Raw genomic sequence first — 24,390 nt, 5'->3', positions numbered from 1 at the left:
GCCCTTGTCCTCTTTCGATACAAATAGACATGCAACTGATGCAGAAAATCCACAGGTTAACCGATAATTAACGATGGACCTTGAAGCCGGCCCGCCGACTTGCTTTGATCAGCTCATGAGCACAACCCTGATCGAGGTTCGACCGGCCAAAGCTGCGGACGCAGCCGAGGTAGCGGCTACGCATGATGAAGCCTGGCGCTCCGCCTATCAGGGCATTATTCCTGGCGCCGAGCTCGAAAAACTCATTAACCGTCGCGGTCCGCAATGGTGGGACAGCGCGATCCGCAAAGGCAGCCGCGTCAGCGTGCTGGTGTTCGGTGACAAGGTCGCGGGCTACGCCAATTACGGCCGCAACCGTGCGCGCAGCCTGCATTTCGAGGGCGAGATCTACGAGCTCTATCTGCGGCCCGAATTCCAGGGCCTCGGCTTTGGCCGCCGCCTCTTCACCGCCGCCCGGCGCGATCTCATACAAAGCGGGCTGAAGAGCATGGTGATCTGGGCGCTCTCCGACAACGATCCGGCGACGGAATTTTACCGCGCGCTCGGTGGCCGGATGGTGGCGCGCTCCTCCGAAAAATTCGGGCACAAGTCGCTCGATAAAGTCGCATTCGCCTGGACCAACTGAGCCTAATTCAGGCTTTTCCCTGCTCCGTTGCCGGTCTAAAGGGACCCTGACGTGCGCCTGATTCCGGGCGCGCCCTTTCAACGCAAAGCGGAGCCCTTTATGCGCATTGACGCCATCTCGATCGGAGTAAATCCGCCACACGACGTCAACGTCATCATCGAGGTGCCTGTAGGCGGCGAGCCGATCAAGTACGAAATGGACAAGCAAGCCGGCACGCTGGTGGTCGATCGCTTCCTCTACACGGCAATGCGCTATCCCGGCAATTACGGCTTCATCCCGCACACGCTGTCGGGCGACGGCGACCCCTGCGACGTCCTGGTCGCCAATACCCGCGCGATCGTGCCGGGTGCCGTGATGAGCGTGCGCCCAGTCGGCGTGCTCTTGATGGAAGACGAGGCCGGCGGCGACGAGAAGATCATCGCGGTGCCTTCCTCAAAGCTGACCCAGCGCTACGACAAGGTTCGGAATTACAGCGACCTTCCTGACATTACGTTGCAGCAGATCCAGCACTTCTTCGAGCACTATAAGGATCTCGAAAAGGGCAAATGGGTGAAGGTGCTGCGCTGGTTGGGCGCTGAGGATGCCCAGCGGCTGATACTGGAAGGCATCGAGCGCGCGAAGGCGAACAAGAAGTAGGCTTCGTGCCCCGGACGCGTTGCAGCTTAGGCGATGCGTGAGCGTCGTCCGGTGCCGCCCGATTGAGAACGCGGCGGGGGTGACTAGAAGGCTCCCTCGCCCCGCTCTTGCGGGGAGAGGGTTGGGGTGAGGGGTCCATCCGCGAGTCCCGACAACGAGAAGAGTCCGCGGCGGCAGCCCCTCACCCCGACCCTCTCCCCGTGAAGAACGGGGAGAGGGAGAACAGAGATCACACCCCTGGCTTCGGTAGCCCCTTGATCGCGCACGCAGCGCGCAGCGTATTCACCAGAAGGCACGCCACCGTCATCTGCCCGACCCCTCCAGGCACCGGCGTGATCGCGCCGGCGACCTCAGACACTTCCTTGAACGCGACGTCGCCGACCAGCCGCGTCTTGCCCTCGGCACCTGGCAGGCGATTGATGCCGACGTCGATCACGGTGGCACCCGGCTTGATCCAGTCGGCACGCACCATTTCGGGCTTGCCCACGGCGGCATAGACGAGATCGGCGCGGGCGCAGAGCTGCGGCAGATCCTTTGAGCGCGAATGCGCGATCGTCACCGTCGCATTTTCATTGAGCAGCAATTGCAGCAGCGGCCGGCCCACCAGATTGGAGCGGCCGATCACGATCGCATTCATGCCTTCCAGCGAGGCATGCACGCTCTTGCTGAGAATGATGCAGCCGAGCGGTGTACATGGCGACAGCGCGGCAAAGCCGCCGGCCAGCCGTCCCGCATTGTTGGGATGCAGGCCATCGACGTCCTTGGCCGGATCAATTGCGTTGATGATGGTCTCGGCGTGGATCGATTTCGGCAGCGGCAGTTGCACGAGAATGCCGTGCACGGCGGGATCGCGGTTGAGTTTTGCGATCAGCGCCAAAAGGTCGGCCTGGGCGACGTCGGCGGGCAGCTTGTGCTCGAACGAAGCCATGCCGGCGGCCTGGGTCTGCGTATGCTTGCTGCGGACATAGACCTCGCTGGCGGGATCGTTGCCGACCAGCACGACCGCAAGGCCCGGCGTCAGCTGATGCTCGCGCTTGACCCGCGCGACCTCTTCCGCGACACGGGCGCGAAGCTCCGCCGCAATGACCTTTCCGTCGATAATGCGTGCCGTCATCTCAATCCTTCGTCTTCAGTTTTGCGCATGATCATTTCGGAAAACTGACACCCAGCTTGCCGATCATGCTTTGGCGGTCGCCTTCCGGAGCGTGTCGCCGAGAATCTTGGGATCGCCGTCAACGGCGACCTGCTTCAGGCGTGAGGTTACGCCTGAAAGAATTCTCACCCTCGCCTTCGGCACGCCGAGCACCTTTGCCAGCAGTTCCGTCACCGCGCGGTTGGCCTCGCCGCCCTCGGCGATGGCGCGGACACGAACCTTGACCACGGAACGCCCGTTCGCGAGCGTTTCAATACCGTCGATGTCGTCTCTGCCGCCACGCGGCGTCACCCGCAGCGCGACACTGATGCCCTCGGTGGAATAACGCCAGGGGTCCATCGAGCATCCATCAGCTACCGGCACCCATGATCAGACGACGTTGGGATAGACGTAGTAGGCGATCACGCGTTGGACGAACATGATGACCAGGATCAGGATGATCGGCGAGATATCGAGGCCGCCCAGATTGGGCAGGAAGCGGCGGATCGGCGCCAGCGCCGGTTCGGTGATCCGGTAGAGGAACTCGGCCACCGCAGCGACGAACTGGTTGCGCGTGTTCACGACGTTGAAGGCGATCAGCCAGGACAGGATGGCGGCCGCGATCAGGAGCCAGACGTAGAGATCAAGGACGATGATGACGATATCGAGGATGGCACGCATGTGGCGGGGGTGCTCGCAAGGAGGGGTACAAAGCTAGATATCGGTTCATCCCCCCGCAAACAAGGGAAGTTCCCGGCAAAGTGGCGCCAAAATCGGAGCGTTTACCGTTCTTGACTTGACCTTGGGCCAGACTGTAAATGGCGCCGATTGTCGGCCGCTTCGGGTCATCCGCGGCGGTCGCGACGGGGCCATAGCTCAGCTGGGAGAGCGCGTCGTTCGCAATGACGAGGTCGGCGGTTCGATCCCGCCTGGCTCCACCAGCCTTCGCTCGCTTCGCGAGCTACGGCTGGGCAGGCCATACGTGCCCTATCGTAGCGAAGAGAGCGAAGGCTGCCACGCCATAGCCCGCAGGGCGACGGCGGGCCGTTAGACCCTACTCCTCACTTCCCCGTAAACCGCGGCGGCCGCTTCTCCACAAAGCTCGCCACCCCCTCCCGGAAATCGCTCCCCTTCAGCGCGATCTGCATTTCGCGGTTGGCATCGATGGTGGCTTCGGCCAGCGTCTGGAACGGCACGTCGTAGAGCTGCCGCTTGATCACGGCAATCGCGCTCGGCGAGACGAAATCGGCGAGATCGCGCGCGTAAGCATAGGTCTCCTCGCGCAGCTGGTCCGGCGGATAAATCCGATTGACGAGCCCGATCCGCAGCGCCTCCTCGCTGGAGACCCGCCGCGCCGACATCAGCAAATCAAGCGCGTTGGCGTGGCCGACGATCCGCGGCAGCATCCAGCTGATGCCATGCTCGGCGATCAGCCCGCGGCGCGCGAAGGAGGTGGTGAACACGGTGTTGTCGGCGGCAAAGCGCAGGTCGCAATAGAGCGCATGAACGAGGCCGATGCCGGCGGTGGCGCCATTGAGCATGCCGATCACGGGTTTTGGGATCGCCGGATAATAGGCATAGCGCGTCTGCCAGTCCGCCCGGCGGTTCATGTCGAAAGGCGGGATATTCTCCCCGCGCCGGATTTCGCTGGGATCGATGCTTTGCAACGCTTCCATATCGGCGCCGGCGCAGAAAGCGCGACCGGCGCCGGTCAGCACGATGACACGGACGTTGTCGTCGCCGGCGGCCGCCTCCATCGCATGCCGGACATCGCGCTCCATGGTCGCGGTCCACGCATTCATGCGGTCGGGACGGTTGAGCGTGATGGTCGCGATCTTGTCGCTCACCTCATAGAGAATATGCTGATAGGTCACCGCGGATCTCCCTGTTGTTCTTGTCTTTGATCATTGACGTCTGCCGCCGCGAGCCCTTCGGCCGCGCCGGCTCGACGCCGAACTGCGCCATCGCGACCACCTGCTTTAGGAGCGCAACACTATCACATCGGCGGCTTTTGAAAGATATTCGTAGGCGCGGAGCAAATTCCGCGTGGCGGCTATTCCGCGGCTTCGAGCAGGACCGCGCGCGGCGTGCGCATGATCCAGCCGGCGATGAAATTCTTCAGCCAGGCGCGTTCGATCACGTCGTGTACCGCGCGGCCTTCGAAGTGGAGATGACGCGGCTGTGCGCCCGGCGAATCCATGCGCACGCATCCGCGCGTGGTCCAGCGATGCATCATCGCGTAGGTGACATCAGGGTGAAACTGGAATCCAAACGCATGGCCTGACTGAAACGCCTGCACCGGAAAGTCGTCGCCTTCGGCGAGCAGTTCAGCACCGCCAGGCAATTGAAACCCTTCGCCGTGCCAGTGGTAGACGCGCTCCGGCCAATGCGGGCAAAGCGCCTGACCGGCCGGCGTCGGGCGGATCGGATAATAACCGACCTCGACGCGCCCTTCCCGATGCGGCGCGACCTCTGCGCCCAGTTGTTTGGCAAGCATCTGCGCGCCGAGGCAGATGCCGAGAAACGGCCGCTGCTCGCGCAGGGGAATTTCGATCCAGTCGATCTCGCGCCGAACATAATCGTCGGGATCGTTGGCGCTCATCGGGCCGCCGAAGATGACGGCGCCGGCGTGCAGCTCCAGCGTTTCCGGCAAGGGATCGCCGAATCGCGGACGCCTGATGTCGAGCGGATAGCCGAGCGCGCGCAGGGCGTTGCCGACCCGGCCCGGCGTCGAGGTCTCCTGGTGCAGGACGATCAGGACGGGCCTGAGCGGCGCCGGATTGAAAGCAGCCGACGCGCTTCGGCCCGGAAAGGGCAGCACGTTCTGACCACTGTTCGACCGGAGCGACATCGGCGTCACCAAGGACTTCAATCGAAACCATACCTAAGTGATTCTTAATTTCGCGTGAGTTCACGCACACAGGCAAAAGCCGAAGCAAAACGCGGGCCAGACGCAGTCGCCGCGCGTCGTCGTGGCCTGAACAGGCTGCACACCGGAAAAACCCGGGAATTCCTTAGCGCTGGCGGAGTTGAAAGCGTCCGACGGCGCCCAGGACGAAGGAGCGTGGAAACAGCCGAAGCATGAGCGGCACGACCTTTATGCCCAAACCAGGCAACACTGCCCGTTTGTTTGCCATCAATCCGCTGTAGGCCTGCCGCGCGACATGGGCAGGCGAAACGTTGAGGATCGCCGTATCATAACCGGGTCTAAATCCGGCGCGCGCCTGAAATTCCGAGGGCACTGGGCCAGGGCACAACACCGTCACGCGAACACCATGCGGCGCCAGTTCCGCGCGCATGGCTTCGGTGAATGACAGCACGTAGGCCTTGGATGCGTAATAGACCGCCATCCCCGGGCCCGGCAGAAAGCCTGCGATCGATCCGACATTGAGAAGACCACCACGATTGCGGATCAGGTGATCGGAAAACCGCAGCGACAGGTCGGTCAGCGCGCGAATGTTGACCGCGATGATTTCAAGCTGATTGGATCGATCGCGCTGGATCGCCCTGCCGAATACGCCGAATCCGGCATTGTTGACGAGGTATTCGATCTCGACGCCGGACTCGACCAAGGCTTCAGCAATTCTGTCGCCACAATCGGGCTGCGCAAGGTCGCAAGGAATGACGATCGGTGCCGCGCCACCGGCTGTCTCGATTTCACTCGCTAGCGTCGCCAAGCGGTCTGCGCGCCGCGCCACCAGCGCCACGCGATGTCCCCTCGATGCAAAAACACGCGCCAGTTCGGTACCTATTCCCGCCGATGCCCCGGTAATCAGCGTCACACGCTCAGTCACGATCAAATGCTCTTAAAATCAATTCCAGATGCCACCAGCGCTGGAACGAGAGCATAGTCGCGTAGTGCGACGCAAGCCACGTGCATGGCATGTGCTTATGCGCCGCTACCTGCCTCAGCAATTGAAGTTCAATATTTTCAGGGCTATCGCCACATTATCGCGGCGGATCGAGACGCACATTAAAGTTTCGTCATCCGCATTGAGGCGCAATCAACGAGTGCAAAGACGCCCGTCACGTCGCCGCGTCGGCCGTCTTCGAAACATCGTTGGATGAGCCCGATTGCCGCTGCCCTGCCACCTTGTGCTTGAGCTCAAGGCGGTCGCGTGAGGAAATGCCGAGAAGATCGGCAGCGCGCCAGACGACATTATCTTCGAATTCGCTGACCTGACCGTCGGCGTATACCAATTCCCACATCATCTCGATGATGCGAAGCCGGCCTTCCTCGTTCACCGAGCGCATGATGACGCTGGTGAAGTGATAAAGATCGACCGCCTCGCCCTCGGCCCGCGTCGCCTGCGCGATCAGATGATCCGCCTTGCCGGGATCGAGCTTGAAGCGGCTTTCGATCAGGCTGTGCAGTTTGCGCTTTTCGGCCGCGGTCGGCTCGCCATCGAGCGAGACGACGTGAACCAGCAGCGCAGTTGCCGCCAGAAGATATCCGGTATCGTCGAACGCGAGATCCTGATCCGCGCTCGGCGCAACGATGTCGGCAATGAATTGGCGCAGTCCGTCGAGCATACTCTACCTGCAAAGTCTTGAAGAGCCTGTCATCGAATATGGGTTGAAAATCCTTCCCCCGCAATCAACGCCCGGCTGCGCGAGCAGATTAAATCGCCGTCACGTATGAAGTGACCCAGAACTTCTGCGTCAGAACCTTACAGTGCTTGCGGGCGGTCTCGGTGCCGTCGCTCGTTGATGAGTCAAAATGCGCGCGCCGAGGTTCAAGCAGGCGGTCCCTGAGTGCTTGGAAGACAGAGCAGCTCAGCCAAGGCCGCCCAGCGCGACTCGCCGCAGGCCACGTGGCCGTAACGCAATTGCAAATCATTCGCATTTGCATTAAAAGCGAACCCGTTGTTTTGGCAAAAAGATTTCGAGGGAATGCGCATGACCACCTTCCGCTTCGCGCTTGGCGCGACCGTTGTGCTTGGAATTGCCTCTGGTGCGGCGTTGGCGGCAGGCGATCTGTCGCGGCAGACGCCGATCGAGGTAACCGTCGATCTCGGCTCGCCCGGCAAACATGAATTCGCGCCGAAGCAGATCAAATTTGAAACCGGCAAGCTCTACAAGCTGATCCTGCGCAACGCGAGCAACGACCCGCACTACTTCACCTCCCATGCGTTCTCGCAGATGGTGTTCACGCGCAAGGTGCAGGTGACGCAGCAACAGAACGGCAAGACGGTTACGCTCGCCGAATTCAAGGGCGCGATCCGCGAGGTCGAAGTCTATCCGGGACACTCCGCCGAATGGTGGCTGGTGCCGGTGGCGGCCGGCCGTGTCAACGATCTGCGCTGTGACATCAAGACCAGCGACGGCAAAGCCCACGCCGAGCTCGGGATGGTCGGCGAGATCGTGATCGAATAGCGCGAACTCATTCTACTGCGTCATGGCCGCTCAAACCCCTCATCCTGAGCAGCCCGCAGAGCGGGCGTCTCGAAGGATGTAGGCCCAGACGGGGCCTCATGGTTCGAGACGCGCTTCGCGCTCCTCACCATGAGGGCCTTATGACGCAGTACGACTACGGTATCTCGTACACCATCACCTTGTCGGCGATGCCGCGCAGCGCTGCTTCCTTCTGGATCGGCCTGATCGCCTTCTTCTCCAGAATGGTAGCGACGGCCGGCGATTCGATAATCGGCCCGGTGATGTGGATCTCCTGCGAGATCGACAGGTGCTGCACCCTTGAAGCGATGTTGACGGTCTGACCGAAATAGTCCTGTCGCTCGTTCAGCATTACCGCGAGGCACGGACCTTCGTGGATGCCGATCTTGATGATCAGGTCTTCCCGGCCGCGCTCGGCATTGAGCGCCGCCATCGCCGCGCGCATGCGCAACCCCGCAACGATCGCGTGTTCCGGCCGGATGAAGGTGGCCATCACAGCATCGCCAATCGTCTTCACGACAGCGCCCTTTTCGGAAGCGATGATCTCGAGCAACGCATGAAAATGCGCGCGCACCAGATCGAATGCGGCGAGATCGCCGACCCGCTCATAGAGGGCAGTCGAGCCCTTCAGATCAGTGAACAGGAACGTCAGCGAGGTGATCTTCAGCCGCTGATCGACGTTGAGATTATCAGCCTTGAACACGTCGCGAAAAGTCTGGTTCGACAGCATCCGCTTGGCGGTCAGGATCGGCTTTCGCTTGCCGAGCAGCTCATGGAGCGTGTCGTTGGCGACCCACACCGCGGGAAGCACGCGCGTATCAGTCTGATTCTCCAGCGACAGGCGCAACGGTCCTGGCCGCATCACTGTCGATCCCGTGGGCGCCTGCAGCTTGTTGAAGACGATCGAAAACTGTTGCCGCTCGCGGATCGGCTCGCCCTTGACGTCGAAGAAATGGGCCGAATGCGTCACCGGTTCGAATACGATCACGAACTGATTGGGCAGCTGCAGCGACAGCACCGCTTTTTCGCCCGCCGGCAGTTCGATCGCTTCGAGCGAAACCTCATCGATCAGCCGCTGGATCGATTCCTCGCTCAGGTTCATCCCCGAGCTCCAGAACATCTGGCGGTTATACTCCCAGATCGGCAGCGTGTTGGGATCGTGCGCGGCGATACGCCTGACGCGCGGGCTCACCGTAAAGGCGACCTCGACTCGGTCATCGACGGAGGCTTCATAGCCCTGGGCGCATAGCGCGCAATTATAGTCGTCGTGGCGGAGCGACTTCAGCGTGTTGTGCGCGCCGAGCACGCCGCCGCAGCCGGGGCACAGCACATTCCAGGTGAGGTCGAACAGGCCGAGCCGCGCCGAATGCAGAAAGGCGGAGATGACCTTTTCCTCGTCGAGCCCATAACGCGCGGCAAAATCCAGAAGGTTGATCCGGTTGAGCTCGCGATCCTCGCCCGTGGCGATCAATTGCGTGATGGCGTCGACCACCGCGGGATCGGCGGTCTGCCGCAGAACGGAGAACTGGGCCTGGGTATCGCTCATGGTGACAACCTAGATGACGCTCGTAACGCAGCTTCGCAAGATGCGCTCTTCTGTTTGACGCATTTTCTTCGCGCGAACCGGAGAACGAGCAGATCGGCTCCGGCTCGCAAGACACTTATCGGGCCGTGATGCAAAACATCGGCGAACGATCAGGCTGTGTCGTGACCACACCGATCGGCTTGACCGGCTCCTTGTTGACGAGGGTGACGCGAAACGTGCCGATCATCTTGGCCAGCGCCAGCGTCGCCTCGACCAGCGCAAAATGCGCACCGATGCAGACGCGCGGGCCCACGCCGAACGGCAGATAGGCGAAGCGGTCGGGCGGCGTGCCGGTCATGAAGCGGGATGGGATGAAGGCGTTCGGATCGCGCCAGAATTTTTCGTGCCGATGCAAGATCCATGGCGCGATCAGGATGACGTCCTTCTTCTTGATCGGAAGTCCCGCGATCGTGTCCGGCCCAGCTGCTGCACGCGCGATCAAGAACGCCGGCGGATAGAGCCGCATCGTCTCGTCCATCACCGCGCGAGTGAATTTCAGCCGATCGAGGTCAAGCGCGCCGCTGGCGGTCGCGCCCTGCACTTCCCGCGCCAGCTCCTCCTGCGTGGCGGGATCGAGCGCCAGCAGATAGAGCGCCCAGAACAGCGCTGTCGCCGTCGTCTCGTGGCCGGCGAGAATCATGGTCGCGACCTGATCGCCAAGCTGATCGTCGGTAAAGGCCTGGCCGGTTTCGGGATCGCGTGCCTCGCCCATCAGGTCGAACAGGTCGCGCGCCGGTGCGCCCGCCTTCTTGCCGGCGGCGCGCCGCTCAGCCATCAGCATGCCGACGAAGGCGGTCCAGCGCTTGCGGAAACGCGCGCGGGACAGATCCTGCGGGCTCGGCCAGCTCAGCGGCAGCAGCAGATCGAGAAAATTCGGCCGTGCCAAGTGCTCGCCATATTCCATCACGAAGTCGCGCAAGGTCGCGCCGTGCCGCTCCATGCCGAACGAGAACATCGTGCGTCCCGCGATCTCCAGCGTCATCCGCTGCATCGCCTCGCGCAGATCGACGGGCGCATTGCTGGCAGCCCTGAGCTTGGCAACGGTCTCGTCGGTCGCGGCCAGCATGTGCGGAACGAGCGTCATCACCGCGCGCGGCGTGAACGCCGGCGCCAGCGTCCGACGCTGATGCTTCCACGCGCGTCCTTCGGCGATCAGAAGACCCTGGCCCAGGATCGGTCGCAACACCCGGAAGCTCACCGGTGTGCGGGTATAGTTTTCGTAATTGTCGACCAGCACATGCTTGATGGCGTCAGGCGCGTTGAGAATGAAACTGCTGCGGCCGAGGAAACGCCCCTGGATGATATCTTCCTCATAGGCCCTTTGGCCCCACATCCCGATCGGGCTTTCGCGGATCGCCTTGATCCGCCCGAACACGGTCATGTTCTCCGGCGCCCGTGGCGGGCTCGGCGGCACCAGCGGTGACACCGGAATATCGTAGGCTTCGGCAATGCTCATGGGTCGCTACCCCGTAGCCCGGATGAGCGAAGCGATATCCGGGATTGTACCAAAGCCCCCGCATATCGCTGCGCTCATGCGGGGCTACGATCATATCTAAGCCTATGATCCAGGCGCCGCAAAGGCGCCGATCTAAGAACAGCTAGTAGGTCAGTTCCGCGACCGCAATCCGGTTTTCCGAGGCCGGCCAGGCCCGCGCCACGATTCGCTCTGTATTGAAGATGGCTACCACCGGCCGGCCAACCTCCGCTGCGGCAAGCCGCAGGGTCGTAACCGAGTCGGTCGGCACGCCTGACTTCACGTCCTTCGGCTCCTTGCCGTCGATCAGCACCACGTCGCGCGGCAGGCCGAAATAGCCGCGTGGACGCGTCATCAGCACCACGGCGCCCGCACCCGCATCGGCCGACCCGAGCGGACGTGCTGCGCGCAGATTGACAATATCGGAGGAGCGCGGGAACGGCGAGCGATAGAAATGGGTCGTCGACGAACCAGGCGAGGTCAGCACGATTTCGAGATACCAGCTCGGTTCGACCAGCGCTGGACCCCAACGGCCATCGGCTCCGGTCTGCGACGAATGGATCGGCCCGCCGCTACGCTCCCCGGTGTCGGGAGAGACGCGGTAGATTTCAACCGTGGCGCCGGAAAGGGGACGGTTGGTAACGACGCCGCCCGGCGTATCGGTCACAAGGCCACTCAGCCTGACCTCCGCCTCCGGCACGATCTCGATCCGCGATGGCTCCTTCCCTGCAATGAATTTGTAGATTTCGCGAAATGCGCGCGGATGAAAGGCGACCTCGCGGTGATCAAGCGCGCCAAGCACGAGATTGGTCGCGCCCTTCAGCGCCGGACTCTCCGACGTCACACCGGTGGGCGTGCCAGGCTTGCCAACGAAGCGTCCATCGGTTTGCGCATATTTGTCCATGCCGTCGCTGCGCAGGGTGAGAAACGCCGGGCCCGGCGTCACTTCGCTCTCACCCTCGTTCAAGCCGCGCAGGAACGGACCCCGGCCATTGAACTCGCTGCCGAGAGTTTCGTCCCATTCATAGATGCCATGGTTCGGAACGCCGCACAGTACCGCGTGACTGATATCGGCCGCGCCGCCATTCTTGATGTAGTTGCGAATCGAATAGCCGCCGCGCGAATTGCCGACCAGTGCGATGCGCGACGCGCTGGTGCGCCGCTTGAATTCCTTGACGGCCTCAGCAAGTTCCCGGCGCTGGTCTTCGGTCGAAGAACGGTTCACTTGCTCCAGTCTGTCATCGCTGCGCGCAAGAGGATTGGTGAAGCTGATCGCCATCATTCGCTCGCGCGGCACGCCATTCGATTCCATCCGCCACAGTGTGGTGATCCACAGCGCCGCGTGGTCGCCATTGCCGTGAACGAACAGGATCGGCGGAATCTCGCCCGCCGCGGAAGGCGTCAGCGCGGTCTGCGCGAGTGCGGAAAAGCGGGGATTGCCGGCGAGGTTGCCTGCCAGCAAGGGTAGCGCACCGGCGCTCCACAGCATCGTTCGCCGCGTCAGCCTCATTTTGGCTCCTCCCGTCATCTTTCGGTACCTTGGCTGTGCTCTAGCCGATCTCACAGCGACCTAACTACTGGACAGAACAAGGTTTTCGCAGGCATCTGTGAGAGGGCCTGCGGGAATCATCGCCGCTCATAGCAGCCCAATCGGAACCGGATATGACCGAACCGCCAAAGCGCTCCGATAGTATCACCGCACCGCTGCGGCATTCGGTGTTCCGGCGCATCTGGCTGGCCAGCCTGTTATCCAATCTCGGCATCCTGATCCAGGGCGTCGGCGCCGCCTGGGCGATGACGCAAATGACCTCTTCCGCCGACAAAGTCGCGCTGGTGCAGACAGCGCTGATGCTGCCGATCATGCTGATCTCGATGCCGGCCGGCGCCATCGCCGACATGCACGACCGCCGCATCGTGGCGATGGTGTCGCTATTGATCGCGCTGGTCGGCGCGACCGCGCTCACCGTGCTCTCGTGGTTCAGCTGGGTCACCCCCAACGTGCTCCTGCTGTTCTGTTTCATCGTCGGCACCGGCATGGCGCTGATGGGACCGGCCTGGCAGTCTTCGGTCAGCGAGCAGGTGCCTGCCGAAACTCTGCCGGCGGCGGTCGCGCTCAACGGCATCAGCTACAACATCGCGCGCAGCTTCGGCCCTGCGATCGGCGGCATCATCGTCGCGACTGCGGGCGCAGTTGCGGCCTTCGCCATCAACGCGGTGCTGTATCTGCCGTTACTGATCGTGCTGTTTCTCTGGAAGCGGGTCACCGAGCCGTCGCGGCTGCCGCGCGAGCGGCTCAACCGCGCGATGGTCTCCGGCGTGCGCTACATCACCAACTCGCCGTCGATCAAGATCGTGCTGACCCGCACGCTCGTCACCGGCATCATCGGCGGTTCGATCTCGGCGCTGATGCCGCTGATCGCGCGCGATCTACTGCATGGCGGCGCGCAGACCTATGGCGTCATGCTCGGCGCCTTCGGCATGGGTGCCGTATTCGGCGCCTTGAACATCGGCTCCGTCCGAAAACAATTGAGCGGCGAGGCCGCCGTGCGCGCTTGCACGATATCTTTGGCCGGCGCGATAGCCGCCGTCGCGCTCAGCACAAACGCCATCCTGACGGCGATTGCGCTCGTGGTCGCGGGAGCGGTGTGGATGCTGGCGGTCGCCCTGTTCAATATCGGCGTGCAGCTCTCGGCGCCGCGCTGGGTCGCCGGGCGCTCGCTGGCGGCATTCCAGGCCGCAATTGCCGGCGGCATTGCGATCGGAAGCTGGGGCTGGGGTTACCTCACCGACATCGCCGGCGTCGAGGTGGCGCTGCTGGTCTCGGCCGGCTTGATGCTGCTGTCCCCGCTGCTCGGCATCTGGCTCCGCATGCCGCCGGTCGGCGCGCGTTACGAGCCACCCGCCGAGGCGCTGGCCGATCCGGAGGTGCGGCTGTCGCTGACCGGGCGCAGCGGGCCGTTGGTGGTGGAGATCGAATACCGCGTCGCGCAGGACAATGCCCGCGCCTTCCACAATGTCATGCAGGAAGTGCAGCTCAGCCGGCAGCGTAACGGCGCCTATGGCTGGTCGATCGCGCGCGACATCGCCGACCCCGAATTGTGGACCGAACGCTACCACTGCCCGACCTGGCTGGACTATCTGCGCCAGCGCAACCGCGCCACGCAGTCCGAGCGCGCCCTGCACCAGCGCGCGATCGACTTTCATCTCGGGCCCGAGCCGATCCGCGTCCGCCGCATGCTGGAGCGGCCGTTCGGCTCGGTGCGCTGGAAGGAGGATACCCCCGACCGCGCCGCCAACGAGGTACTGCCCGTGGTTGCGACAGCAGCCGGCAGCAGCACTTAGAGCCCGGTTCTGATTGAATCAGAACAGGGCTCCAGAGTCTTATTGTGACACGTTTTCCTGACGCGAACCGGTGTCCACTTCGCTCGAAAACGCTATGGGTCGGCACGTCGATAGCGGACGCGACTTTTGGGCGCAGAATGGCGCGGGAATAAAATCAGCCAACTGGTTTCAGACGGCTACCGGCACCGCTCCGGCGATTTCTCGCGGCTGATTTCTTGCGACTAAAGTGCAAGAATTCTGTGCGCTTTCGCTCCGCTGAGCGAGCGTCGTTTCGCGTCTGCGAAACGACAGCGCTGTTTACCGCGGAAGGAATTAGCAAGATCGCCGCGCACTTCCCACTTGCCAAAGCGCCGCGCAAGCCGTTGACTTGCCGTCAAGACAAAACAAGCCCGCGCCAATGACGGGTGACAATTTAACCGGGAGGAACTCATGAGCAAGCGTAGCGATACAAAAACGTCGCGCCGCCGCTTCCTGACGGCTGCAGCCGCCGGCGGCGCGGTGATTGCGATGCCGCAAGTTAGCCGGGCGCAGACCGTGACCCTGAGAATGCAGGGCTCGTGGGGCAAGGCCGACGTCTTTAACGAAATGGCCGAAGACTATGTGAAACGCGTCAATGACATGGCCGGCGGCCGGCTGCGCATCGACTATCTGGTCGGCGGCTCTGTCGTGCATCCGTTCCAGGTGTTCGACGGCGTGCACGGCGGCCAGATCGACGCGGCTCACACGGTGACCGTCTATTGGTACGGCAAGCACAAGGCGGCGTCGCTGTTCGGCACCGGACCGGTGTTCGGCTTCAACGCCAATGAGGGTCTTGGCTGGATTCACAACGGCGGTGGCAAGGAGCTGTTCGAGGAACTCCAGACCCAGATCATGAAGGTCAATATCAAGAGCTTCTTCGCGATGCCGATGCCGACCCAGCCGCTCGGCTGGTTCAAGAAGCCGATCAATAGCGACGCCGACCTGAGGGGACTCAAGTACCGCACCGTGGGTCTCGCCGCCGATTTGTTCCAGGCGATGGGCGCCTCTGTCGCGCAGCTTCCGGGCGGTGAAATCGTGCCGGCCATGGAGCGCGGCGTGATCGACGGATTCGAATTCAACAATCCGACATCGGACAGGCGCTTCGGCGCGCAGGACGTCGCCAAGAACTACATGTTGGGCAGCCACCATCAGGCGACGGAATACTTCGAGATCATGTTCAACCGCACGAAGTATAATGCGCTGCCGGCCGAGCATAAGGCGATCCTGCAGTATGCTGCAGAGGCGGTTTCCTCCGCCAATGAATGGAAGGGGATGGACTATTACTCCAAGGACCTCCAGGAACTGATCAACAAGGACAAGGTCAACGTTCAGCGGACGCCGAAGTCCGTGTTCGATGCGCAGATCAAGGCATGGGATGGCTTGATCGCCCAGCTCGGGTCGGATCCATTCATGAAGAAGGTGATGGACTCGCAGAAGGCATGGGTGCGCCGCGTGGTTTACTACAACATGACCAACGCAACGGATTACCGTGGCGCCTTCGAGCATCACTTCCCGGGTGTGCTCAAGGTGTGACGGCCTCCGCGCGCTGGGGGCGCGGGATGAATAGAGGACGGCGCGGTTGACGCGCCGCCCAGCCAGGAACTGGTGGGGGACATCCGAATGTGCGACTTGCCGCGAGTTCAGCTCGCATGACAAAATTTCTGTTTTTCATCGATGAACTCAGCACCTGGGTCGGCAAGGCGTTCGCCTGGCTGATCCTCGTGCTCACGCTCGGCGTCAGCTACGAGGTGTTCATGCGCTACGTGCTGCGTGCGCCGACCACCTGGGCATTCGACATCAGCTACATCACCTATGGCGCGATGTTCCTGATGGCCGGCGCTTACACCCTTTCGCGCAACGGCCATGTGCGCGCCGACGTGGTCTACCGCCTCTGGTCGCCGCGCACCCAGGCGACGATGGACCTGGTTCTCTATGTACTGTTTTTCCTGCCGGCGATCGCCGCGCTGATGTATTCGGGCTGGAACTATGCCGACATGTCAGTGCGCTTCCGCGAAGTCAGCATCTTCAGCCCGGCCGGCGTGCCGGTGTTTCCGCTGAAGGCGCTGATCCCGGTCACCGGTTTGCTGCTGTTTCTGCAAGGGTTCGCTGAAATCATCCGCTGTGTGCTGTGCATACGCAGCGGTCAATGGCCGCAACGCCTGCACGACGTGGAGGAAACCGAGAGCCTCATCATTCGCGAACATCAACAGCAGCAGGCTGCGGCGGAGACGAGCGAAAAAGGAGCAGGCGCATGACCGACCCTCAACTCGGCATGCTGATGCTGGGGCTGTTCATCTTCATCATCATGCTCGGCTTCCCGATCGCCTTTACGCTGATGGCGATGGGCGTCTCGTTCGGCTTCTATGCCTATTACACGCCCGGTCAGGAGTTCTTCCAGAACCGTATCTTTACGCTGTTGGTGCAGAAGACCTTCGAGGTCACATCCAGCGACGTGCTGGTCGCGGTTCCGCTATTCCTCTTCATGGGCTACCTGGTCGAGCGCGCAAACATTCTCGACCGCCTGTTCTACTCGCTGCAATTGTCGATGAAGAACGTGCCGGGCGCGCTCGCAGTGGCCACACTCATCACCTGCGCGATGTTCGCAACCGCTACCGGCATCGTCGGCGCCGTGGTCACGCTGATGGGCCTGCTGGCATTGCCGGCAATGCTGCGCGCCGGCTACGATACCAAGCTGTCCGCAGGCGTGGTCTGCGCCGGCGGCTGCCTCGGCATCCTGATTCCTCCGAGCATCCTCCTGATCGTCTATGCGGCTACTGCCGGCGTTTCAGCGGTCAAGCTCTATGCGGCAGCATTCTTTCCCGGATTCCTGCTGGCTCTGCTCTACATCCTCTATGCCATGGCGCGTGCCATCATCAATCCCGCGCTCGCGCCGAAGCTGCCACCCGAGCAGACCAACGTTCCGCTGTCCACGGTGGTTTGGGCGCTTGCCACATCATTCCTGCCGCTCGCGCTGCTCATCGTAGCAGTGCTCGGTGCGATCCTTTTCGGGCTGGCGACGCCCTCCGAGGCGGCGGCGGTGGGCGCGCTCATGAGCATCGTTCTGGCAGCGGCCTATCGCTCGCTCAACTACACGATGATGCGCGAGTCGGTTTACCTGACCGTGCGCGCTACCGCGATGGTCTGTTACCTCTTCATCGGGTCGTGGACCTTCTCCGCGGTGTTTGCCGTTCTCGGCGGACAGTCGGTGGTCGAGCAGTTCTTCACCTCGCTCAATCTGTCGCCAACCCAGTTCCTGATACTGACCCAGATCATCATCTTCCTGCTCGGTTGGCCGCTGGAATGGACGGAGATCATCATCATCTTCGTGCCGATCTTCCTGCCGCTGCTCCCTCAGTACGGCATCGATCCAATCTTCTTTGGCATCCTGGTCGCACTGAACACACAGACGGCGTTCAATACACCGCCCGTCGCGATGGCTGCCTTCTATTTGAAGGGCGTGGCGCCGCCACAGGTGAAGCTCACCGACATCTTCTCGGGCGCGCTTCCCTTCGTCTTCCTGGTCTTTTTCACCATGGTCCTCGTCTACGTTTTCCCGGAAATTGCGTTGTGGTTGCCCAGCTATCTCTATGGATCGCGGTGAGCCTTTCGGTGAACCGTTGGAAGTGTGCACATGAGTCTCGCTGAGCTTAGCCTCACGCAAGCCGCGGCCGGCATTCGCGAGGGACGGCTGAGTTCGGTCGAGCTGGTTGCCGATTGCCTCAGGCGCATCGACGAAGTCGATCGCGACATCGAGGCGTGGACCTTCCTCGACCGCGAATACGCGATGCAGCAGGCGCAGGCTGCCGACGACCACCGCAAGCAGGGCAAGGCCACGGGTCCGCTGCACGGCGTGCCTGTTGGCATCAAGGACATCTTCGACACCTCCGATATGCCGACCGAATTCGGCTCAAAACTTTGGGCCGGACGTACGCCGCGGCGCGACGCCGCTGCCGTGGCGCGCCTGCGCGCGGCAGGGGCGGTGATCCTTGGCAAAACGGTGACCACCGAATACGCCTACTTCAGTCCGGGCAAGACCAGAAACCCGCACAACCCTGACCACACGCCGGGAGGCTCGTCCTCGGGCTCGGCTGCGGCGGTGGCGGCCTTGATGGTACCTGGCGCGATCGGTTCGCAGACCAATGGAAGCGTGATCCGGCCGGCCGCGTTCTGCGGTGTGGTCGGCTTCAAGCCGACACACGGTCTCATTCCGCGCAGCGGCGCGCTGCTGCTGTCGCGGGCGCTCGATCATGTCGGCGTATTTGCGCGCTCGGTTGGCGATGCGGCGCTGCTCGCACAGACACTTGCCGGCTTCGACGAGGAGGACCCGGATACGCGCGCCATCGCTCGTCCGCCCTTTGTTGACGTGGCGGCAAGCGAGCCGCCCTTGCCGCCGCGCTTTGCCTTCATCCGCTCGCCCGCCTGGAAGCATGCCGAGAAAGTGACCACGGAAGCGTTCGCCGAACTGGTCGAAACTCTGGGCGAATACGTTTCCGAGGTCGAGCTTGGCCCCTCTTTCGAGCGCGCCGTCGACATGCACCGCACCATCATGGAAGTGGAGATGGCGCACAACCTGCATCGCGATTTCGAGCAGGGCGGCGATTCCTTGAGCGAGATGCTGCGCGCGTTGATCGAGCGCGGGCGCAAGGTCCTGGCGGTCGACTATGCGCGTGCGCTAGCCGGCAGCGCCTCGCTCAACGCGGCGCTTGACGGCGTGTTCGACGAATACGACGCCATTCTGACCCCGGCCGCGCCGGGCCCGGCGCCGCGCGGCCTCGACAGCACCGGAAACCCGGTGTTCTGCTCGACATGGACCTATCTAGGCACGCCGGCGATAACGCTGCCGCTGCTGCAATCGGAAAGCGGCCTGCCCATCGGCGTGCAGCTGGTTGGGCGCCGCGGCAACGACGCGCGGCTCTTGCGAACAGCCAACTGGCTTGTCAATAAACTTGGAAAACGCGGCAGAGCCGCATCTCCGAATGCCCGGGCGCGTCGCGCACAAACAAGGAGCGGCAGATGACGAATTTCATCACCGGACTGATCGGCATTGTCGGCGTCTGCACGTTTCTCGGCATCCTGCTGTGGTGGATCAAGGCGCCGCCCCTGATCATCATCTGTGTGCTGGTGATGGCGCTGCTGGTCTACGATTTCTACCAATCGTTGCGCGCCAACGGAAACGGAGCTCGATAAGTCGCGGCTGCCGGCGCGGGCTACTGCCCGTGGCTCGCCAGCATCTGCTGGCAGCCCTTGCTGATCTTGGCGCGGTTCTGCTTCAGACAGGCAAGCACGATCTGGTCGCCAGACTGCATGTGCGCCCGGCAGTACCGCGAGACGTCGCGCGAGCAGGCATCATGCCCCTTCTGCCGCTCCTGTGGCGTCTGCGCCGAGGCTGCTGAAGTCATCAGAACCAGGGGAATAACGAAAAGGATCTTGGTCATTTGCATTTGCCTTCCACGAGAACGGAATTCGGGCGTTCTATAGCGTTTTCGCGAGTGTGGACACCGGTTGACGTCCAGAAAACGCGCCAAAACGGGAATCCGGCAGCCCAAATGCGGCCGGCAACGCATTTGTGAAGGGCGAAATCGCGTCCCCGCCAAAGCGAAAACGCCCGCGTCGGATCGACGCAAGCGTTCCCGAGAGCCAAAGAGGAGGGGCAGAGCCCGTTATTTCGCGGCGAGCTTGCCCTTCTGCGCCGCAAGATTGCGATCCATCACTGCGCGGCAGCCCGCGCTCAGATCGGCGCGGTGCTTGATCATGCAGGCGGTGATCTTCGGGATATTGGGGATTTCCGAGCTGCAGAGGCGAAACGCGTCGCCGGTGCACATCTGCTGCGCCTCCGAGCTGAACGCGAAGCTCGCGGTCGAGGAAACGGCAGCGAAGGAGGCGGTCAAGGCCAGCACCAAACTAACCTTGCGAACGGTATTGAAGAACACTGCGGTCATTGTCGGCTCCCATTGGCCCGGCACAGCGGGCCCGTTGATGATGGTGGGAGCATGCGCCTCGAACCGCGCGGCGACTGTGACTGACCTCACCCGAAGATAACCCCCTCATTTTCTTCGCCTAACCAAGGCGTGTTCGCCAGACGTTAAGACATTGTTGGCAATAATGGCCCATTGCCTGTGTATCCCGAGTATCTGGAAAGAGTAGCGATGCGTAATGCGTTGGGCCTGATGCTGGCCAGTTTTGTAACGGCGGTTCTCATCACCGGCGTTTGGTTCTGGACTTCCTCGCCGCGCACCGATGCGGCCCCGCCTCAAACCGTCGCCGCCCGTGCGGCCGAGCCGCTGCTGGCACCCGCCGCAGTCAGGCCCGCGCCCAAGGACGACGTCGAGATCACCGCTGGACTCTCGAAACCGGCCCCCGCCCTTACGCCAGCTCCCGCGGCGTTTCCCGCGCCACTGCCGGCGCGGCCAGCAGTAGCCTGCGCCAATCCGGACGCGCTCGGCGTCAGCCGCACCGTCGTGATCGACACGACAGGCGGCCCCGGCTTCGGCTTCCTGCAATACAAGCAGTTCGACTTCCTGACCGACAGGGAAGTGGTGCTGACCTTCGACGACGGTCCGTGGCCGACCACGCCGGCGGTGCTGAAGGCGCTGAGCGATGAATGCACCAAGGCGATCTTCTTCCCCGTCGGCAAGCACACGACTTATCATCCGGAAATTCTCAAGCAGGTCGCTGCTGCCGGCCACACCATCGGCTCGCACACCTGGTCGCACGCGCATCTCGACAGCAAGAAACTGACTGAAGCGCAGGTCAAGGAAGAGATCGAGAAGGGCTTTAGCGCCGTGAAGATGGCGCTGGGGACCGCGCCCGCGCCGTTCTTCCGCTTCCCGGGGCTGGCGCACACGCAAGGAGCGCTGGGCTATCTCGCCTCGCGCAACATCTCGATGTTTTCAGTTGATGTCGATTCCAACGATTTCAAATCGTCCGGTCCCGACCAGGTCATCCAGAACGTCATGACCAAGCTCGACAAGCAGGGCAAGGGCGTGATCCTGATGCACGATCTGCAGAAGAGCACGGCGCAGGCCTTGCCGACGCTGCTGCGCCGCCTGAAAGCCGGCGGCTACAAGGTGGTGCAGATGCGCGCCAAGGAGCAGCTCGAAACCCTGCCCGAATATGACGCGATGCTGGTGAAGGACCAGAAGATGCCCGCGGTCGCCAGCCGCCCGATCAGCAGCGTGGTGCAGACGGTTTCGCAGTAAGAGAAGTCGGCGCTCGCTGGCGCCCACTCCAACCACACGCGTCATGGCCGGGCTTGTCCCGGCCATCCACGTCTTTGTGGCAGCATCCGAAACGTGGATGCCCGGGACATCTAGCGCGTGATGATGTCAGGTTGATTGCGACCAAGGTGCGCTCCCTCTCCCGCTTGCGGGGGAGGGCTGGGGTGGGGGTGTCTCCGCGGGCGACGCTGCCCGAGTGGAGAGAGCCCCCACCCGGCGCTTTCGCGCCGACCTCCCCCGCAAGCGGGAGAGGTGAAGCGCGTTTGCGGCCAAATCGATTCAATCAAAGATCATCATGCTCTAGCGCGAAGACGCGCTTCGCGCTTTTGCCCGGGCATGACGACGCGTGCAGATAGCTGGGGCTTACCAATAGATCCCGTACCGATGCAGCGCGTGGATGATACGCGCTTCGAGGCGGTAGTTCCGGTAGAGCCGGACCGGCCTCATGCCCCTGGACATCGACGCCGTTCTCCGGAACGCCGGCCTTGATGGCGCAACGCCCGAGCGCTGAGCGGCAAGCCGCGCGGCTTTCGCCGTTGGCCTCGGCGCTTCGGCTTTGGGTGTGTCCGCCTTGGGTGCTTCGGCCTTGGGCGTCTCAGCCTTCGGCTCGACGATCGCCGGCCGCTCGACATATCTCGGCGCTTCCACAGCCTGCGGCGCTTCAGCGGTTTTCGGCGCATCGATGGCTTTCGCAGGCGCCGGCGCACGCTGCGTGTCATTAACCCCGAGCGAAAGGCTCCGATCGCCGGCCTGCGCGGCGGCGGATGCCAGAACAAATCCTGCAATCAGAATGAATTTACGCATGATGAAATCTCCCCTGTGGTTGACCGGGAGACTACTGGCGACAGCCGGATTGTTATGTGAGTTGAGTCACGCAAACGCATCCGTGAATGCGAGCGCGATCCTTTCGGCGAACTCTCTGAAAGCGTGGTGCCGCAAACAGGACTCGAACCTGTGACCCCGTCATTACGAATGACGTGCTCTACCAACTGAGCTATTGCGGCGAACCGAAGCGGCGCGCGGGTGAGCCCGCGAACGCCCGCACCTGATATCGGGGACGGCCCCGATTGGCAAGATAAACGCTAGGGCAGAAGCGCTTTCGAGCGGGGTGAGCACCGGCTCGCATCAAGAAAACGCGTCAAAACAAGATACTAAGCCGCTAGCTGCCACCCCAGCGTGACAAAAATCCCTTCCAGCCGCCGGCCTGGGCCTTTGGCGGGCCGATTTGTTCCGCGAATTCGTCCGGCGGCCCTTCCTCGTCGACCCCGGGGTCGTCGGGCGCCCGTACCAGCGGGATCACGGCCGGAATCGTGGCCGGAACGGCCCTCGGGATATCTTTGCGCGAGCGGAACAGGGGAGCCGGCTGTGGCGGGGCTAATTCGGCCGGCTTTTGCGGGGGCGGGGTTGGCTCCTCGGCGGTCGGCTCCGGGCGGCTTGCCTCGGCAGCGGCCGGCGGTTCCGTGGCGGCAGCCGCAGGCGGGGTATTGTCCTGCGCGGCGGGTGCCGCCGGCGCGATCGGAGCGGCTGACGGCTCCGGCTTGACCGGGGCGGCGGGTTCGGCCGGCGGCTCATTCGCGGGCTCGGGCGGCGCGATCACGACGGCGCGGCGCGGGGTCGCCAGCATGGCTTCCTCGAAGGGTGAGGATTCGATCGCAGGTCCCTTGTCGGACGGCAGCGCCGCCACCGGTGTCTGCCACTGGAAGGCGTCGAGCCGGCCGCTGACCGGAGAGACCGGCCGCCAGCGATCGCTGACATAGCCATCCGCGGTCCAGGCCGGATCGTGCAGCGCGCGCACCGCGCGCAAGGTCCACGCCCGCGCGCGGCCACTATCGCCATGCTCGGTGCGTTCGAGCTCGGCCATCAGAAGCGCGACGCGCTGCGTCGGTGCGGCAATGAACGGCTCCAGTGCCGCGCGCGCTTTCGCAAATTCGGAGGCGTCGATCGCAGCGCGCGCAATCGCCAGTGCGCCCTCGATATGACCGGGCGTCTTCGCCGCGAGCGTCTCGACGCGCACCAGCCGCTGCCGCGCGGAATCGCCGAGTTTCACATGGGCGTAGGCGTCGGCGAGATCAGGATGCGGCTGCGCCAGCCATGCGGTCTCGACGAGGCGCATCGCACGCCGCACCTGGTGTGCCTCGCTCTCGAACTTGCTAGCGAGCACCGCCGCCGGCACCAACGTCGGCGCCAGCTTGACGGCTTCCATCACGCTCTCGCGCGCCAGGTCGCGGTCGACCTTTTCGAGCTCGAGCGCGCGCGCCGTCAGCAGCACGCCGCGCTGCCGCCGGTAAGTCGCCTTGTCGATCAGCCCGGCCGATTGATTGTTGTCGAGAATCTTCAGCGCGCCGGCCCAGTCGCCCTTGGCGCAGCAGAAGCCGAGCACGGCGTGCGATGCCCATGATGAGGACGGCGACAGCTTCAGCGCCTCCTCGGCGATCATCACGGCGGAGACGGGATCGTCGGCGCGCTGCGCCTCGATGAACAGGCCGCGCAGGCCGAGCAGCCGCGTGTCCTCGCGCTCCGCCATAGCCCGGAAGGCGCGCTGGGCGCCCTCGCGGTCGCCGTCGAGCTGCGCGGATTGCGCATGCAGCAGCAGCGACAGCGGATCGTGTGATGCATGCTTGCGCGCAGCTTCGGCATGCATGCGCGCGGCGGTGGAATCACCGTGGCCGATCGCCAGCAGCCCTTGCGTGATCGCGTGACGGCCGCGGGCCTGACGCCGTTCGCGGCGGTTACGGCGGATGCGTTCCGGCGTGCGCCACAGGCCGCGCAGAATCGCCCACGCCATCATCGCCGCAACGATGACGATGCCGAGCCCGAGCGCGAACACCGGCAACGTGGTCTGCACGCGATAGCCGTCCCACGACAGCACGACATCGCCGGTCTGTTCGGCAATCCAGGCTGCGCCCGCTGCACCGAGCGCGATCAACAACAGAAAAAGAATGATCCGGATCATTGCAATCCTTAGAC

24 protein-coding genes and 2 tRNA genes are annotated in these 24,390 nt (G+C 63.1%); 11 read left to right on the top strand and 15 right to left on the bottom strand.

Annotation, left to right across the window (positions count from 1 at the left end):
- The first annotated feature begins 115 nt into the window (after nucleotides 1-115).
- A complete protein-coding gene (locus tag J6524_RS28200; RefSeq protein ID WP_225676708.1) occupies nucleotides 116-625 on the top strand; it encodes a GNAT family N-acetyltransferase in 510 nt (169 codons plus the stop codon).
- Between the two features lie 99 nt (nucleotides 626-724).
- Nucleotides 725-1,261, top strand: coding sequence for an inorganic diphosphatase (ppa, locus tag J6524_RS28195; protein WP_225676706.1), 537 nt, complete (start codon nucleotides 725-727; stop codon nucleotides 1,259-1,261).
- 229 nt (nucleotides 1,262-1,490) lie between these two features.
- Here the strand turns inward: ppa and folD are convergent, their stop codons facing one another.
- The 3 genes from folD to J6524_RS28180 form a co-directional block, all read right to left on the bottom strand.
- Nucleotides 1,491-2,375, bottom strand: a complete 885-nt coding sequence (gene folD / locus J6524_RS28190) for a bifunctional methylenetetrahydrofolate dehydrogenase/methenyltetrahydrofolate cyclohydrolase FolD (RefSeq protein WP_225676704.1) — start codon at nucleotides 2,373-2,375, stop codon at nucleotides 1,491-1,493.
- Between the two features lie 63 nt (nucleotides 2,376-2,438).
- Nucleotides 2,439-2,753, bottom strand: coding sequence for a DUF167 domain-containing protein (locus J6524_RS28185; RefSeq protein WP_225676701.1), 315 nt, complete (start codon nucleotides 2,751-2,753; stop codon nucleotides 2,439-2,441).
- A 30-nt stretch (nucleotides 2,754-2,783) separates the two neighbouring features.
- A complete protein-coding gene (locus J6524_RS28180; RefSeq protein ID WP_225676699.1) occupies nucleotides 2,784-3,074 on the bottom strand; it encodes a YggT family protein in 291 nt (96 codons plus the stop codon).
- Nucleotides 3,075-3,258: 184 nt separating this feature from the next.
- Here J6524_RS28180 and J6524_RS28175 point away from each other — a divergent pair.
- Nucleotides 3,259-3,334, top strand: a tRNA-Ala gene (locus tag J6524_RS28175).
- A gap of 120 nt (nucleotides 3,335-3,454) precedes the next feature.
- On the opposite strand, the gene J6524_RS28170 is transcribed toward J6524_RS28175, so the two are convergent.
- The 4 genes from J6524_RS28170 to J6524_RS28155 form a co-directional block, all read right to left on the bottom strand.
- A complete protein-coding gene (locus tag J6524_RS28170; RefSeq protein ID WP_225676698.1) occupies nucleotides 3,455-4,267 on the bottom strand; it encodes an enoyl-CoA hydratase in 813 nt (270 codons plus the stop codon).
- Nucleotides 4,268-4,446: 179 nt separating this feature from the next.
- Nucleotides 4,447-5,244, bottom strand: coding sequence for a glutamine amidotransferase (locus J6524_RS28165; protein WP_225676696.1), 798 nt, complete (start codon nucleotides 5,242-5,244; stop codon nucleotides 4,447-4,449).
- 163 nt (nucleotides 5,245-5,407) lie between these two features.
- On the bottom strand, nucleotides 5,408-6,187 hold the full coding sequence (locus tag J6524_RS28160) for an SDR family NAD(P)-dependent oxidoreductase (RefSeq protein WP_225676694.1): 780 nt from the start codon (nucleotides 6,185-6,187) through the stop codon (nucleotides 5,408-5,410).
- Between the two features lie 232 nt (nucleotides 6,188-6,419).
- Nucleotides 6,420-6,926: a tellurite resistance TerB family protein gene (locus tag J6524_RS28155; RefSeq protein ID WP_225676692.1), complete on the bottom strand. Its 507-nt coding sequence runs from the start codon at nucleotides 6,924-6,926 to the stop codon at nucleotides 6,420-6,422.
- 366 nt (nucleotides 6,927-7,292) lie between these two features.
- Here J6524_RS28155 and J6524_RS28150 point away from each other — a divergent pair, with 366 nt between their 5' ends.
- Nucleotides 7,293-7,769 carry a cupredoxin domain-containing protein gene (locus J6524_RS28150; protein ID WP_225676689.1) on the top strand — a complete coding sequence of 159 codons (477 nt, stop codon included), beginning with the start codon at nucleotides 7,293-7,295 and terminating at the stop codon, nucleotides 7,767-7,769.
- Nucleotides 7,770-7,923: 154 nt separating this feature from the next.
- On the opposite strand, the gene J6524_RS28145 is transcribed toward J6524_RS28150, so the two are convergent.
- The 3 genes from J6524_RS28145 to J6524_RS28135 form a co-directional block, all read right to left on the bottom strand.
- Nucleotides 7,924-9,333 carry an adenylate/guanylate cyclase domain-containing protein gene (locus tag J6524_RS28145; RefSeq protein WP_225676688.1) on the bottom strand — a complete coding sequence of 470 codons (1,410 nt, stop codon included), beginning with the start codon at nucleotides 9,331-9,333 and terminating at the stop codon, nucleotides 7,924-7,926.
- Between the two features lie 115 nt (nucleotides 9,334-9,448).
- On the bottom strand, nucleotides 9,449-10,828 hold the full coding sequence (locus J6524_RS28140) for a cytochrome P450 (protein ID WP_225676686.1): 1,380 nt from the start codon (nucleotides 10,826-10,828) through the stop codon (nucleotides 9,449-9,451).
- 142 nt (nucleotides 10,829-10,970) lie between these two features.
- Nucleotides 10,971-12,356 (bottom strand): hydrolase, encoded by a 1,386-nt coding sequence (locus J6524_RS28135; RefSeq protein WP_225676684.1) that lies wholly within the window; start codon nucleotides 12,354-12,356, stop codon nucleotides 10,971-10,973.
- Between the two features lie 152 nt (nucleotides 12,357-12,508).
- Here J6524_RS28135 and J6524_RS28130 point away from each other — a divergent pair, with 152 nt between their 5' ends.
- From J6524_RS28130 to J6524_RS28105, 6 genes are all read left to right on the top strand, one after another.
- The gene (locus J6524_RS28130) at nucleotides 12,509-14,188 is read left to right on the top strand and encodes an MFS transporter (RefSeq protein ID WP_225676682.1); all 1,680 of its coding nucleotides are present in this window, start codon (nucleotides 12,509-12,511) and stop codon (nucleotides 14,186-14,188) included.
- A gap of 429 nt (nucleotides 14,189-14,617) precedes the next feature.
- Nucleotides 14,618-15,739 (top strand): TRAP transporter substrate-binding protein, encoded by a 1,122-nt coding sequence (locus tag J6524_RS28125; RefSeq protein ID WP_225676680.1) that lies wholly within the window; start codon nucleotides 14,618-14,620, stop codon nucleotides 15,737-15,739.
- Between the two features lie 116 nt (nucleotides 15,740-15,855).
- On the top strand, nucleotides 15,856-16,461 hold the full coding sequence (locus tag J6524_RS28120) for a TRAP transporter small permease subunit (RefSeq protein ID WP_225676678.1): 606 nt from the start codon (nucleotides 15,856-15,858) through the stop codon (nucleotides 16,459-16,461).
- Nucleotides 16,458-17,807, top strand: a complete 1,350-nt coding sequence (locus J6524_RS28115) for a TRAP transporter large permease (RefSeq protein WP_225676676.1) — start codon at nucleotides 16,458-16,460, stop codon at nucleotides 17,805-17,807. The genes J6524_RS28120 and J6524_RS28115 overlap by 4 nt, the downstream gene beginning before the upstream one ends.
- Nucleotides 17,808-17,837: 30 nt before the next feature.
- Nucleotides 17,838-19,223 (top strand): amidase, encoded by a 1,386-nt coding sequence (locus tag J6524_RS28110; protein WP_225676674.1) that lies wholly within the window; start codon nucleotides 17,838-17,840, stop codon nucleotides 19,221-19,223.
- Entirely contained in the window at nucleotides 19,220-19,393 is a 174-nt protein-coding gene (locus J6524_RS28105; RefSeq protein WP_225676672.1) for a hypothetical protein, read from the top strand. The genes J6524_RS28110 and J6524_RS28105 overlap by 4 nt, the downstream gene beginning before the upstream one ends.
- 20 nt (nucleotides 19,394-19,413) lie before the next feature.
- On the opposite strand, the gene J6524_RS28100 is transcribed toward J6524_RS28105, so the two are convergent.
- Both J6524_RS28100 and J6524_RS28095 read right to left on the bottom strand, forming a co-directional pair.
- Nucleotides 19,414-19,641 carry a hypothetical protein gene (locus J6524_RS28100; RefSeq protein ID WP_225676670.1) on the bottom strand — a complete coding sequence of 76 codons (228 nt, stop codon included), beginning with the start codon at nucleotides 19,639-19,641 and terminating at the stop codon, nucleotides 19,414-19,416.
- A gap of 225 nt (nucleotides 19,642-19,866) precedes the next feature.
- Nucleotides 19,867-20,145: a hypothetical protein gene (locus tag J6524_RS28095; protein WP_225676668.1), complete on the bottom strand. Its 279-nt coding sequence runs from the start codon at nucleotides 20,143-20,145 to the stop codon at nucleotides 19,867-19,869.
- A gap of 207 nt (nucleotides 20,146-20,352) precedes the next feature.
- On the opposite strand from J6524_RS28095, the gene J6524_RS28090 reads away from it, so the two are divergent.
- Nucleotides 20,353-21,405 (top strand): polysaccharide deacetylase family protein, encoded by a 1,053-nt coding sequence (locus tag J6524_RS28090; protein ID WP_225676666.1) that lies wholly within the window; start codon nucleotides 20,353-20,355, stop codon nucleotides 21,403-21,405.
- A gap of 381 nt (nucleotides 21,406-21,786) precedes the next feature.
- Here J6524_RS28090 and J6524_RS28085 read toward each other — a convergent pair whose 3' ends face one another.
- From J6524_RS28085 to J6524_RS28075, 3 genes are all read right to left on the bottom strand, one after another.
- Entirely contained in the window at nucleotides 21,787-22,227 is a 441-nt protein-coding gene (locus J6524_RS28085) for a hypothetical protein (protein ID WP_225676664.1), read from the bottom strand.
- Between the two features lie 124 nt (nucleotides 22,228-22,351).
- Nucleotides 22,352-22,427, bottom strand: a tRNA-Thr gene (locus tag J6524_RS28080).
- A 155-nt stretch (nucleotides 22,428-22,582) separates the two neighbouring features.
- The gene (locus tag J6524_RS28075) at nucleotides 22,583-24,376 is read right to left on the bottom strand and encodes a heme biosynthesis protein HemY (protein ID WP_225676662.1); all 1,794 of its coding nucleotides are present in this window, start codon (nucleotides 24,374-24,376) and stop codon (nucleotides 22,583-22,585) included.
- Nucleotides 24,377-24,390: the final 14 nt, after the last annotated feature.

Origin of the sequence: Bradyrhizobium hereditatis (assembly GCF_020329435.1) — a bacterium.
GTDB lineage: Bacteria > Pseudomonadota > Alphaproteobacteria > Rhizobiales > Xanthobacteraceae > Bradyrhizobium > Bradyrhizobium hereditatis.
This window is presented reverse-complemented; position numbering and strand designations above follow the sequence as displayed.

Excerpts from the sequence above, each read along its gene's own strand:
- J6524_RS28200 (WP_225676708.1), top strand. The coding sequence starts at position 116 with ATGAGCACAACCCTGATCGAGGTTCGACCGGCCAAAGCTGCGGACGCA.
- ppa (WP_225676706.1), top strand. The coding sequence starts at position 725 with ATGCGCATTGACGCCATCTCGATCGGAGTAAATCCGCCACACGACGTC.
- folD (WP_225676704.1), bottom strand. The coding sequence starts at position 2,375 with ATGACGGCACGCATTATCGACGGAAAGGTCATTGCGGCGGAGCTTCGC.
- J6524_RS28185 (WP_225676701.1), bottom strand. The coding sequence starts at position 2,753 with ATGGACCCCTGGCGTTATTCCACCGAGGGCATCAGTGTCGCGCTGCGG.
- J6524_RS28180 (WP_225676699.1), bottom strand. The coding sequence starts at position 3,074 with ATGCGTGCCATCCTCGATATCGTCATCATCGTCCTTGATCTCTACGTC.
- J6524_RS28165 (WP_225676696.1), bottom strand. The coding sequence starts at position 5,244 with ATGTCGCTCCGGTCGAACAGTGGTCAGAACGTGCTGCCCTTTCCGGGC.
- J6524_RS28155 (WP_225676692.1), bottom strand. The coding sequence starts at position 6,926 with ATGCTCGACGGACTGCGCCAATTCATTGCCGACATCGTTGCGCCGAGC.
- J6524_RS28150 (WP_225676689.1), top strand. The coding sequence starts at position 7,293 with ATGACCACCTTCCGCTTCGCGCTTGGCGCGACCGTTGTGCTTGGAATT.
- J6524_RS28145 (WP_225676688.1), bottom strand. The coding sequence starts at position 9,333 with ATGAGCGATACCCAGGCCCAGTTCTCCGTTCTGCGGCAGACCGCCGAT.
- J6524_RS28140 (WP_225676686.1), bottom strand. The coding sequence starts at position 10,828 with ATGAGCATTGCCGAAGCCTACGATATTCCGGTGTCACCGCTGGTGCCG.
- J6524_RS28135 (WP_225676684.1), bottom strand. The coding sequence starts at position 12,356 with ATGAGGCTGACGCGGCGAACGATGCTGTGGAGCGCCGGTGCGCTACCC.
- J6524_RS28130 (WP_225676682.1), top strand. The coding sequence starts at position 12,509 with ATGACCGAACCGCCAAAGCGCTCCGATAGTATCACCGCACCGCTGCGG.
- J6524_RS28125 (WP_225676680.1), top strand. The coding sequence starts at position 14,618 with ATGAGCAAGCGTAGCGATACAAAAACGTCGCGCCGCCGCTTCCTGACG.
- J6524_RS28120 (WP_225676678.1), top strand. The coding sequence starts at position 15,856 with ATGACAAAATTTCTGTTTTTCATCGATGAACTCAGCACCTGGGTCGGC.
- J6524_RS28115 (WP_225676676.1), top strand. The coding sequence starts at position 16,458 with ATGACCGACCCTCAACTCGGCATGCTGATGCTGGGGCTGTTCATCTTC.
- J6524_RS28110 (WP_225676674.1), top strand. The coding sequence starts at position 17,838 with ATGAGTCTCGCTGAGCTTAGCCTCACGCAAGCCGCGGCCGGCATTCGC.
- J6524_RS28105 (WP_225676672.1), top strand. The coding sequence starts at position 19,220 with ATGACGAATTTCATCACCGGACTGATCGGCATTGTCGGCGTCTGCACG.
- J6524_RS28100 (WP_225676670.1), bottom strand. The coding sequence starts at position 19,641 with ATGACCAAGATCCTTTTCGTTATTCCCCTGGTTCTGATGACTTCAGCA.
- J6524_RS28095 (WP_225676668.1), bottom strand. The coding sequence starts at position 20,145 with ATGACCGCAGTGTTCTTCAATACCGTTCGCAAGGTTAGTTTGGTGCTG.
- J6524_RS28090 (WP_225676666.1), top strand. The coding sequence starts at position 20,353 with ATGCGTAATGCGTTGGGCCTGATGCTGGCCAGTTTTGTAACGGCGGTT.
- J6524_RS28085 (WP_225676664.1), bottom strand. The coding sequence starts at position 22,227 with ATGCGTAAATTCATTCTGATTGCAGGATTTGTTCTGGCATCCGCCGCC.
- J6524_RS28075 (WP_225676662.1), bottom strand. The coding sequence starts at position 24,376 with ATGATCCGGATCATTCTTTTTCTGTTGTTGATCGCGCTCGGTGCAGCG.